The sequence below is a fragment of the Streptomyces lacrimifluminis genome (genome assembly GCF_014646095.1).
Taxonomy (GTDB): Bacteria; Actinomycetota; Actinomycetes; order Streptomycetales; family Streptomycetaceae; genus Streptomyces; species Streptomyces lacrimifluminis.
Genome location: NZ_BMMU01000040.1, coordinates 46,054 through 57,050 on the forward strand (window position 1 = coordinate 46,054; position 10,997 = coordinate 57,050).

A 10,997-nucleotide genomic window follows, 5' to 3' on the forward strand; every position below is an offset into this window, starting at 1 on the left:
CGAATGAGAGAACCCGCAGGTAACGAAAGGAGATCCACCTCACTTGTCACCCAGGGGAGTGGCCCGACTCAGGGGCGCGGGGAACTGCGCGACAAGCCACAGCGAACCTGCACACGCGCACAGATCCCCACCACCCCCTACAGAGCGCTAGTGAGGCGCTCCCCGCCACCCGGACACCGGCAACGCGAACTTCGCCACAAGCCGATCGGTGAACGAAGCATGATGCAGCCGAGCCAACCTCACAGGCACAGCCCCCCGCCGAACCTCCACCCGCGCCCCCGGAGGCAACTCCACAGTCCGCCGCCCGTCACACCACAACACACCCGGCGGAATATGAGGCAGAACCTCCACAGCCAGCACGGAATCCGGCGACGTCACCAACGGCTTCGCGAACAGGGCGTGCGCACTGATCGGCACCATCAGCAGCGCCTCCACCTCGGGCCACACCACCGGCCCACCGGCCGAGAAGGCGTAGGCGGTCGACCCGGTAGGCGTGGACAGACAGATCCCGTCACACCCGAACCCGGTCACCGGCCGCCCGTCGATCTCCAGCACGACCTCCAGCAACTTCTCCGCGGACACCTTCTGCACGGCCGCCTCGTTCAGCGCCCAGTCGGTGTGCACGATGTTCCCGTTCTGGTGCACGACGACGTCGATGGTCATCCGTTCCTCGACCTCGTACGACTTCGTCACCACCCGGTCGACAACCTTGTCGAGGTCGTCGCGCTCGGCCTCGGCGAGGAAGCCGACACTACCGAGGTTGACGCCGAGCATCGGCACCCCGGACGCCCGGGCGAACTCGGCGCCACGCAGCAGCGTCCCGTCGCCGCCCAGCACGATGAGCAGCTCGCACCCGTCGAGGCACTGCGCCGTGGCCTCCTCGATCAGCTCCACCTCCGGCGGCAGCGGCAGGTTGGCCGCCTCCGCCGCGAGCACCCGCACCCCGAGTCCGGAGCGCACCAGCCCCTGGACCACGAGCTCGGCGCTTCTGATCGCGGCCGGCCGTCCGGTGTGGGCAAGCAGGAAAACAGTACGATCTCGGGTCTGAGTCAACGAGGCCCCTCCGCCACTGCACGGTCAACGTCGGCCGGGTTGAGTTCGGGTGCGCCGGCCCGCAGCCACAGAAAGTACTCGACGTTACCCGAAGGCCCGGGCAGCGGGCTGGCGGTCACGCCCTGCACACCCAGCCCCAACTGCCCGGCGCGGGTGGCGACTCCGCGTACCGCCTCGGCACGCAGTTCGGGACTGCGTACGACTCCTCCACTGCCCAGCCGTTCCTTCCCCACCTCGAACTGTGGCTTGACCATCATCACCAGGTCGGCATCGGGTGCCGCGCACCGCGCAAGGGCGGGCAGCACGAGACCGAGCGGGATGAAGGACAGATCCCCCACGACAAGATCCACTGGTTCCCCATCGATCGCTTCGAGCGTCAACTCGCGTACGTTCGTACGGTCCTTGACGGTGACGCGTTCATCGCTTTGGAGAGACCAGGCGAGTTGTCCGTACCCCACGTCGACGGCGACCACGTGTGCGGCACCCGCGCGCAGCAGTACGTCGGTGAACCCGCCGGTGGACGCGCCGGCGTCCAGCGCCCGCCGTCCGCCGACCTTCAGCCCCTGCGGTACGAAGACCTCCAGGGCACCCGCGAGCTTGTGGCCGCCCCGGGAGACGTACTCGGGGTCGTTGTCGTCGGCCACGACGACGATCGCGGCGGCGGTCTCCACCTGGGTGGCGGGCTTGGTCGCGACGGTCCTGCCGACGGTGACTCGCCCGGCGGCGATCAGCTGGCTCGCGTGTTCGCGCGAGCGGGCGAGTTTCCGCCGCACCAGCTCGGCGTCAAGGCGGCGGCGTGCCACTCCTGCCACGTTCGGTTCAGCTCCTGGGTTCGTACGTCGATGGGGGCGCCGGAGGTCCCGGGCGGGCGTCGAGCGCGGTGAGCGTGTCGCGCAGCCCCCGGTGTACATCCTCGTACACCTGGACGTGTCCGTCGGTGGCGAGGTGGTCGGCGTCGTCGAGCCGGTCGAGCAGGGCGTCGACGTCGGCGTTGCCCGTGGGGGCGCGGGGGACGTCCAGCGGGGCCGGGGCGCCGGGTTCCGCCTCGGATTCGCCTGCCTCCGCCGGAACCCCGTCCGGAGCCGGACCCGGAACCGGTGTCTCCTCCGGGCCCTCGGCCAGGGGCACTGAGTCGTTCATGCCCTGACGCTACCGCGAACGGCTGAGGTACCGTCGTGCGCGATGGCGACGACAGAGGAGTGCCGCAGCGCACTCGACAAGCTCTCGGACAACATGGCGGGCGCGAGCGGGGACGTACGCGAGGCGGCGGCCCTGGACCGCTCGCTGAGCTGCCGTATCACCGATCTGGACATCACCTTCGTGGGACGGCTGCGAGGCGGCCGTATCGAGGTCCAGGAAACCCTCCAGGGCCCGCCCCCGGAGAAGGCCGAGATCCGGCTCGCCATGTCCGGCGACGACCTGGTGGCGATGGTCGCCGGCGAGCTGAACTTCGCGAAGGCGTGGAGCTCGGGCCGGGTGAAGCTGGAGGCGGGCCTGCGGGACCTGTTCCGCCTCAGAAAGCTCCTCTGACCGCCCTCAGGACTCAGGAAGCTTCTGCGGCGACCTTCGTCCGGGCCTTGCGCGCGGCCGGGACCACCAGCGGCGTCCCCGTCTCCGGATCGTCGATGACCTGGCAGCGCAGCCCGAACACCTCCTCGACCAGCCCGGCCGTGACGATGTCGCCCGGCGCGCCCTCGGCGACGACCGAGCCGTCGCGCAGCGCGATGAGGTGCGTGGCGTACCGGGCCGCGTGGTTCAGGTCGTGCAGGACGGCGACCAGGGTCCGCCCCTGTTCCTCGTGCAGCTCGGCGCAGAGGTCGAGGACGTCGATCTGGTGCTGGATGTCGAGATAGGTCGTCGGCTCGTCGAGCAGCAGCAGCGGTGTCTGCTGGGCGAGCGCCATCGCGATCCACACGCGCTGCCGCTGGCCGCCGGACAGTTCGTCGACGTAGCGCTCGGCGAGTTCGGCGACGCCGGTCGACTCCATGGACTCCCGCACGATCCGCTCGTCGTCGTGGGACCACTGGCGCAGGAGGCCCTGGTGCGGGTAGCGACCCCGGCCCACCAGGTCGGCGACGGTGATCCCGTCGGGCGCGATCGACGACTGCGGCAGCAGACCGAGCGTCCGCGCGACCTTCTTCGCGGGCATCGACTGGATGACCTGCCCGTCGAGCAGCACCCGGCCCTCGCTCGGCTTCAGCATCCGCGACAGGGCCCGCAGCAGCGTGGACTTGCCGCAGGCGTTCGGGCCGACGATGACCGTGAAGGAGTTGTCGGGGATCTCCACCGACAACTGCTCGGCGATCACACGCTGGTCGTAGGCGAGGGTCACGCTCTCGGCGGACAGGCGGTTCACGGTGTTGGTGCCCTTCTCGACGTTCTCGTTCACGGAGCCGCTCATGACCGGCTCGGTCTCGTTCGCCGGGCCACTCATATCCGGCCCGCCTTCCGCTCGGTGACCAGCAGCCACAGCAGATACACCCCGCCGAGCACCCCGGTCACCACACCCACGGGCAACTGATCGGCGCCGAAGAGCCGCTGCGAGGCCCAGTCGGCGACGATCAGCAGGGTGGCGCCCATGCACATGGACGGCACCAGGTTGGGGCCCGGCGAGCGGGTCAGCCGCCGGGCGAGCTGCGGCGCGGTCAGCGCGACGAAACCCACTGGCCCGGCGGCGGCCGTGGCAGCCGCGGTGAGCAGCACGGCGGCCAGCATCAGCACCAGCCGTACGCGCTCGACGCGCACCCCGAGGGCGTACGACACGTCGTCGCCCATCTCCGTCATCCGCAGCCCGCGCGCGTTCGCGAGCACCACGGGTACGAGGATCGCGCACAGCCACAGCAGCGGCCAGACCTGGTCCCAGTCCCGCCCGTTGAGGGAACCGGTCATCCATACGACCGCGCGGGTCGCGTCGACGAGGTCCGCCTTGGTGATCAGGTAACCGTTGACCGCCGTGACGACCGCCGAGACCCCGATACCGACGAGCACCAGCCGGTACCCGTGCACGCCCTGCTTCCAGGCCAGCAGATAGATGGCGAGCCCGGTCACCAGCCCGCCCACCAGCGCCCCGGCGGTGACCTGGGCGGCGCTCCCGGAGAACAGCACGATCATGACCAGCGCGCCGGCCGTCGAGCCCTGACTGAGGCCGAGTACGTCCGGACTGCCCAGCGGATTGCGGGAGATGGACTGGAACAGCGCGCCGCCCAGCCCGAGCGAGGCCCCGACCAGCAGCCCGACCAGCACCCGGGGCAGCCGCAGCTCGTTGACGATGAACTCCTGGCCCGCGTTCCCGTCGCCGAGCAGGGTTTTGAGGACGTCCCCGACCGGGATCGGGAAGTCACCGGTACCGATCAGCACCACGCTCGCGGTGAGCACGGTCAGCAGCAGCGCCACGACGACCACCAGCGCGCGCACCTCCAGCCGGAGGGAGAGGCCACCCGGCGCCCGTACGAAACGGGCCACGCGGCTCGATCCAGGGGCGGACCGGACAAGGTTGCTCTTCACAGCTGCGCCGTCCTCCGCCGTCGTACGAGAAAGATGAAGACCGGGCCGCCGATGACCGCCGTGACGATACCGACCTGGAGTTCGGCGGGCCTGGCCACGATCCGCCCGATGACATCGGCGCCGAGCAGCAGCACCGGCGACAGGACGGTCGCATACGGCAGGATCCAGCGCAGGTCGGGCCCGGTGAAGGACCGTACGACGTGCGGGACCATCAGCCCGACGAAGACGATCGGGCCGCAGGCGGCGGTCGCGGCCCCGCACAGCACGGTCGCGGCGGCCATGGACAGCGCGCGGGTGCGCTTCAGGTCGGCGCCGAGGGCGCGGGCGGTGTCGTCGCCCATCGCCACGGCGTTGAGCGGCCGGGCGAGCAGCAGCGCGAGGACCGTGCCGGCCACAATGAACGGCAGGACCTGCGTGACGGTGTCGTCGGTGGCCGAGGCCAGCGAGCCGACCGTCCAGAAGCGCATCCTGCTGAGCGCGGCGTCGTCAGTGATCATCACGGCCTGGAGATAGCCGTAGAGCGCGGCGCTGATCGCGGTGCCCGCGAGGGCGAGCCGCACCGGCGTCGCACCACGGCTGCCGCCGAGGAACCAGACCAGCGCTCCGACCGCGGCGGCCCCGAGGAAGGCGAACCACACATAGCCGCCCAGCGAGGTGACGCCGAAGAAGGTGATGGCGGTGACGACAGCCGCCGACGCACCCGCGTTGATGCCGAGCAGCCCGGGATCGGCCAGCGGATTACGGGTCAGCGCCTGGAGAACGGCGCCGGACAGCCCGAGCGCGGCACCGGCGAGCAGCCCGAGGAGGGTGCGCGAGACGCGCTCGCCTACGACGACGTCCCCGTAGGTCCCCGAGTCCTGGAACAGCCCGTGCCAGACCTGCTCCAGGGACAGCTCTTTCGCACCGATCGCGATGCTCGCCAGGGCGACGAGAAGCAGGATCCCCAGGGAGACGAGGAGCCCGACCGCTCGTATCGCCTGACGCTTCGGGGGCGCGGGGGCGGTCTCCGCGCGCGGCTCAGGAGGGCTGTCGACAAACACGAGGTTAGGTTAGCCTACCCTCCCCAACCTGCCTGTGCCTGCCCAGGGAGCGCCCCCGAGCGCGGTACTACAACCCCAGCCGCGCCAGGGCCTTCCCCCCGTCCAACCCGCATACGCCGTCCCCCGCCGCCGTCCAGGCCGCCGCGCACAGCGCGCGAAGCCCGTCGAGCGCCTCTCCGTCCCCCGTCAGCTCCAGCCGCTCCTCCCCCGCGGTAGCTGTCCAACCCCCGCACCGGAAACCGCCGCCGGCGTCCGTCTCCGTCACCTCAGGCTGCCCGGCCAGGAGCCCCCTGAGGTCGGCGTCGACATAGGTGGGCCGGTGCTGCGGCGGCGCGGCCAGCAACTGCGCGCCGTCGGCCACTCCGGTCAGCACCAGCAGCGAGTCGACCTCCCCGTTGAACGCGCCCTCGATGTCCGTGTCCAGCCGGTCCCCGACGACCAGTGGCCGCTCCGCCCCGGTCCGCAGCACCGTCTCCCGGTGCATCGGCGGCAACGGCTTGCCCGCCACCTGGGGTTCGGCCCCGGTCGCGATGCGCACGACCTCCACCGCCGCCCCGTTGCCCGGCGCGATCCCGCGTGCGCCGGGAATCGTCAGGTCGGTGTTGGACGCGAACCAGGGCACCCCGCGCGCGATGGCGTAGCACGCCTCCGCGAACCGCCCCCAGGGCAACTCGGGCCCGCCGTACCCCTGCACGACCGCCAACGGCTCGTCCTCGGCCGACTCGACGGGCTCCAGCCCGCGCTCGCGCAGCGCGACCCGCAGCCCCTCACCACCGATCACCAGCACACGCGCCCCCGCCGGCACCTGGTCGGCGATCAGCCGGGCCACCGCCTGCGCCGAGGTGATGACGTCCGAGCCCTCCGTCGCTATGCCCAGCTCGGTGAGGTGCGCGGCCACGGCGTCCGGCGTCCGCAACGCGTTGTTGGTGACATAGGCGAGCCGCATTCCGCCGTCCCGCGCGACACCGAGCGACTCCACGGCGTGCACGATCGCGTTGCCCCCCGCGTACACCACCCCGTCGAGGTCGAGCAGCGCCGTGTCGTACGCCTCGCTGAGGGCCCGCGCGCTGCCCTCGGGCCGCGTCCTGACGGTCTGGCTCATTGCGCATCGCTCCTCGTTCGACCGGCTTTCCCCCGATCATCCCCCATGCCACTGACAGCCCTACGATGCACCAATGAACACTGCAGGTCCCGCGGACGTACCGGCTCGCATGGGCCTTCAACTGACCCCTTTCCGGGGCCTGCGCTACGATCCCGACCGGGTCGGCAGCCTGGCCGCCGTGACCTCTCCGCCGTACGACGTGATCGTGCGCCCGGACGGGCTGATACACCTCGAATCCGCCGACCCGCACAACATCGTCCGGCTGATCCTCCCCCAGGCGGCCACCCCGTCCATCCGTAACGAGCAGGCGGCGGACACCCTGGACGACTGGCTCGCCGAGGGCATCCTGACCGCCGACGCCGAGCCCGCCCTGTACGTCTACGAACAGCGCGACACGACCGGCCACCTCCAACGCGGGGTCATCGGCGCCCTGCGCCTGTCGGAGCCGTCGGAGGGCGTCGTCCTGCCGCACGAGGACGTCATGCCGCACGTGGTGGCGGAACGGGCGGCCCTGATGCGCGCCACCTACGCGAACCTGGAGCCCCTCCTCCTGACCTACCGGAGCGACGACTCCGCCACCGCGTCGCCGTACACAACGAGCGCGGTGGTCGAACGCACAGCCGACCGCCCCCCGCTGCTCTCGACGACCACGGAGGACGGTTTCGGCCACCGCCTCTGGGCGATCACCGACCCCGCCGAACTCGCCGGGATCCAGACGGACCTGACACACCACCAGGCCCTGATCGCCGACGGCCACCACCGCTGGGCCACGTATCTGCGTCTACGCGCGGAGCACCCGTCCCCCAGCCCCTGGGACCACGGCCTGGTACTCCTCGTGGACACCGCCCACTATCCCCTGCGCGTCCGCGCGATCCACCGCCTCCTGCACGGCCTCCCGGTCTCCGACGCCCTGGCGGCCCTGGAAGGCCACTTCCGGGTACGTCACCTGGCGACCCCGCTCCCCGAGGCCCTCACCGCCCTCGCGGAGGCGGCCACCGCGGGCAACGCCTTCCTCCTGGCCGGCGACGGCGACTTCCACCTCGTGGACCGCCCGGACCCGTCCCTCCTGGCCCGTACGATCCCTGCCGACCGCCCGCAGGCCTGGCGCACCCTGGACGCGACGGTCCTGCACGCCACGCTCCTCGACCACATCTGGCACATCCCCGAGGACTCACCGGCACGCATCGCGTACATCCACGACACGGCGGCCACCGTGGAGAAGGCGGAACAGGACGGCGGTACGGCCGTCCTGATGCACCCGGTCCGCGAAGAGGTCGTACGGGACCTGGCCCGCCAGGGCGTCACGATGCCCCGCAAGTCGACATCCTTCGGCCCCAAGCCGGCCTCGGGCCTGGTCCTGCGCACCCTGTCGCACTGAAACGCAAAAGGGCGGGACCCCTTTACCGGGATCCCGCCCTTCACCAGTTACCGCAGGTCAGCGCTTGCCGCCCTCGACGTCACCCGAAGCACTGTCATCGCTGTCATCGGCGGATTCAACCGCTGCAACCGTCTCGGCAGCCTCGACAGACCCGACGGTTTCGACAGACTCGGCCTCAGGGAACTCGACCGTCTCGACGGGCTCGACGCCCTTGTCGTCAAGGTCGCCTTCGCCCTCGTCCGCGTCCTCGCTCTCGTCGAAGGCGTCCACGAACTCCACGCCGTCCAGCTCGGCGAGCCGGTCGGAGGCGTCCGTGCTGCCGTCCTTGTCGGACTCGACGGCCTTGGCGAACCACTCCCGTGCCTCGTCCTCACGCCCTGCGGCGAGCAGAGCGTCGGCGTACGCGTACCGCAGGCGCGCGGTCCACGGCTGTACGGAGTTGGAGGCCAGCTCAGGACTCTGCAGGGTCACGATGGCCGCGTCGAGCTGGTCCATGTCACGCCGGGCGCCGGCCGCGACGAGCCGCATCTCGACCTGCCCTGCCTTGTCCAGCTTGTGCACCTCGGGCGCCCCGGCCATCTCGAGCGCCTTCTCGGGCCGCCCGAGCCCACGCTCGCAGTCGGCCATGACGGGCCACAGTTCGACGTTCCCGGTCATCCGCCGAGCCGCACGGAACTCGGCCAGGGCCTCGCTGTACTTCTGGTTCGCGTACGCGGCGAACCCGGCCGCCTCTCGTACGGCGGCCACACGCGAAGCCAGTCGCAGAGCCACCCGGGAGTACCCATAGGCACCCTCGGGGTCCTCGTCGATGAGCCGGGCGACCATCACCAGGTTCTTGGAGACCTCTTCCGCCAGCCCCTTGGGCAGGCTCATCAGCTCCTGGCGTACGTCCTTGTCGATCTCGTCGCCCGTGACGTCCTCGTGGATCGGCAGCCGCTTGATCGGCTCCCGGTCCCGGTCACGCTCGTCACGGAACCCGCCACCGCGCCGGTCATCGCCCCGGCTGTCGTCCCGTCCCCGGTAACCGCCGCCACCTGAGGGCCGACCTCCACGGTCGTCACGCCCACGGAAGCCACCGCCGGCAGGACGACCGCCACGGTCATCGCTCCGCCCACGGAACCCACCACGATCATCATCCCGACGGACAAACCCACCGCGATCACCACGGTTGTCGTCGCGGCCACGGCTGTCGTCCCGACGGAAGCCACCACGGTCACCACCGCCTTCACGGCGGTCGTCATCACGACGGAAGCCACCGCGGTCCCCGCGGTTGTCATCACGCCCACGGAACCCGCCGCCACTTCCGGCGGGGCTGCCACCGCGGTCGTCGTCCCGACGGACAAAGCCGCCACGGTCACCGCGGTTGTCGTCCCGGCCACGGCTGTCGTCGCGGCGGAACCCGCCACCACCACCGGCCGGACGGCCACCACGGTCATCCGGACGGTCATCCCGACGGGCAAAGCCACCCCCGGCAGGACGACCACCACGGTCGTCACTCCGCCCACGGAACCCACCACGATCATCATCCCGACGGAAGCCGGAACGCTCTCCGTCCCGTCGGTCATCTCGTCGGTCATCGCGACGGGGGGCTGCCGACCGGTCGTCCCGCCCACGGAAGCCACCGCCGGCGGGACGGCCACCGCGGTCGTCACTCCGCCCACGGAACCCACCACGGTCGTCATCCCGACGGACAAACCCGCCACGGTCACCGCGGTTGTCGTCGCGGCGGAAACCACCACCGGCGGCCGGACGACCACCACGATCATCCTGACGGTCATCCCGACGGGCAAAGCCACCACCAGAGGGACGGCCACCACGGTCGTCACTCCGCCCACGGAACCCACCACGATCATCATCCCGACGGACAAACCCGCCACGGTCACCACGGTTGTCGTCCCGGCCACGGCTGTCATCGCGACGGAACCCGCCACCACCACCGGCCGGACGACCACCACGGTCATCCTGACGCTCGTCCCGACGGGCAAAGCCACCCCCGGCAGGACGACCACCACGGTCGTCACTCCGCCCACGGAACCCACCACGATCATCATCCCGACGGACAAACCCGCCACGGTCACCGCCACCACCGCGGTTGTCATCCCGACGGAAAGTGGGACGGTCCCCTCGGTCGTCACGACGAGGTCCCGCCGGACGGTCCGAGCGCTCCGGCCGGTCCGAACTGTTGTCACGCTGGAAAGCGGGACGACCCCCACGGTCTCCGTCGCGCCGGTCGTCACGGCGCACGGGCCCGCCGCGCTCACCGCGGTTGTCGTCGCGGCGGAAACCACTACCGGCGGGCCGATCAGCGCGGTCTTCACGACGAGGGGTCGCCGGCCGGTCGTCACGGCGACCATAACCGCCCGTCGGTCGGCCGCCACGGTCGGAAGCACCACGGTCGTCGCGGCGGTCGTTGTCACGACGCGGGGCCCCTCGGTACCCGCCGCGATCGCCGCGGTCACCACTGTCCCGGCGGCGCTGGTCGCGCTCCGGGCGCTCGTCGGGAGAGTTGGTGGACATGATGGGTGACTCCTGTCTTCGGTACCGCAAGTCATTCTCGCGCAGCCGTCTATCCGGCGCGCTCCGGGCAGTGCGCTTGTTAAAAACAAAAGGACCCCTGGTCCCAGCGTGAACGCTGGGACCAGGGGTCCTCCAAAGATTGTTCGGCGGCGTCCTACTCTCCCACAGGGTCCCCCCTGCAGTACCATCGGCGCTGAAAGGCTTAGCTTCCGGGTTCGGAATGTAACCGGGCGTTTCCCTTACGCTATGACCACCGAAACCCTATTGGTTTCGAGCGAACAAGCACACTCTTCAGTTAGATGTTCTAGCTCGAAAGCCGACAACGGTCGTTGTCTCAGAACTAACACAGTGGACGCGAGCAACTGAGGACAAGCCCTCGGCCTATTAGTACCAGTCACCTCCA

General features: G+C 70.5%; 10 protein-coding genes, 1 rRNA gene and 1 pseudogene. 2 read left to right on the forward strand and 10 right to left on the reverse strand.

What is annotated here, in order from left to right:
* Positions 1-147: 147 nt before the first annotated feature.
* The 3 genes from IEY89_RS35915 to IEY89_RS35925 are packed head-to-tail and all read right to left on the reverse strand — an operon-like array spanning position 148 to position 2,193.
* Entirely contained in the window at positions 148-1,053 is a 906-nt protein-coding gene (locus tag IEY89_RS35915; RefSeq protein WP_189151736.1) for an NAD kinase, read from the reverse strand.
* The gene (locus tag IEY89_RS35920) at positions 1,050-1,865 is read right to left on the reverse strand and encodes a TlyA family RNA methyltransferase (protein ID WP_189151737.1); all 816 of its coding nucleotides are present in this window, start codon (positions 1,863-1,865) and stop codon (positions 1,050-1,052) included. The genes IEY89_RS35915 and IEY89_RS35920 overlap by 4 nt, the downstream gene beginning before the upstream one ends.
* A gap of 7 nt (positions 1,866-1,872) precedes the next feature.
* Positions 1,873-2,193 (reverse strand): hypothetical protein, encoded by a 321-nt coding sequence (locus IEY89_RS35925; protein WP_189151738.1) that lies wholly within the window; start codon positions 2,191-2,193, stop codon positions 1,873-1,875.
* Positions 2,194-2,235: 42 nt separating this feature from the next.
* Here IEY89_RS35925 and IEY89_RS35930 point away from each other — a divergent pair, with 42 nt between their 5' ends.
* Positions 2,236-2,583 carry an SCP2 sterol-binding domain-containing protein gene (locus tag IEY89_RS35930; protein WP_189151739.1) on the forward strand — a complete coding sequence of 116 codons (348 nt, stop codon included), beginning with the start codon at positions 2,236-2,238 and terminating at the stop codon, positions 2,581-2,583.
* A 13-nt stretch (positions 2,584-2,596) separates the two neighbouring features.
* Here IEY89_RS35930 and IEY89_RS35935 read toward each other — a convergent pair whose 3' ends face one another.
* The 4 genes from IEY89_RS35935 to IEY89_RS35950 all read right to left on the reverse strand — a co-directional run bounded on the left by IEY89_RS35935 (position 2,597) and on the right by IEY89_RS35950 (position 6,699).
* Positions 2,597-3,454, reverse strand: coding sequence for an ABC transporter ATP-binding protein (locus tag IEY89_RS35935; RefSeq protein ID WP_189151747.1), 858 nt, complete (start codon positions 3,452-3,454; stop codon positions 2,597-2,599).
* Between the two features lie 29 nt (positions 3,455-3,483).
* On the reverse strand, positions 3,484-4,557 hold the full coding sequence (locus IEY89_RS35940) for a FecCD family ABC transporter permease (protein WP_189151740.1): 1,074 nt from the start codon (positions 4,555-4,557) through the stop codon (positions 3,484-3,486).
* The gene (locus tag IEY89_RS35945; RefSeq protein ID WP_189151741.1) at positions 4,554-5,597 is read right to left on the reverse strand and encodes a FecCD family ABC transporter permease; all 1,044 of its coding nucleotides are present in this window, start codon (positions 5,595-5,597) and stop codon (positions 4,554-4,556) included. The genes IEY89_RS35940 and IEY89_RS35945 overlap by 4 nt, the downstream gene beginning before the upstream one ends.
* A gap of 67 nt (positions 5,598-5,664) precedes the next feature.
* A complete protein-coding gene (locus IEY89_RS35950) occupies positions 5,665-6,699 on the reverse strand; it encodes an HAD hydrolase-like protein (RefSeq protein WP_189151742.1) in 1,035 nt (344 codons plus the stop codon).
* Between the two features lie 73 nt (positions 6,700-6,772).
* On the opposite strand from IEY89_RS35950, the gene IEY89_RS35955 reads away from it, so the two are divergent.
* Positions 6,773-8,077 (forward strand): DUF1015 domain-containing protein, encoded by a 1,305-nt coding sequence (locus IEY89_RS35955; RefSeq protein ID WP_189151743.1) that lies wholly within the window; start codon positions 6,773-6,775, stop codon positions 8,075-8,077.
* A gap of 57 nt (positions 8,078-8,134) precedes the next feature.
* On the opposite strand, the gene IEY89_RS40265 is transcribed toward IEY89_RS35955, so the two are convergent.
* The 3 genes and pseudogenes from IEY89_RS40265 to rrf all read right to left on the reverse strand — a co-directional run bounded on the left by IEY89_RS40265 (position 8,135) and on the right by rrf (position 10,852).
* Positions 8,135-8,950 (reverse strand): tetratricopeptide repeat protein, encoded by an 816-nt coding sequence (locus IEY89_RS40265; protein ID WP_229695611.1) that lies wholly within the window; start codon positions 8,948-8,950, stop codon positions 8,135-8,137.
* Positions 8,951-9,535: 585 nt separating this feature from the next.
* Positions 9,536-10,594: pseudogene (locus IEY89_RS40270) on the reverse strand (hypothetical protein); the annotation flags it as partial.
* A gap of 141 nt (positions 10,595-10,735) precedes the next feature.
* A 5S ribosomal RNA gene (gene rrf, locus IEY89_RS35965) occupies positions 10,736-10,852 on the reverse strand.
* Positions 10,853-10,997 lie beyond the last annotated feature (145 nt).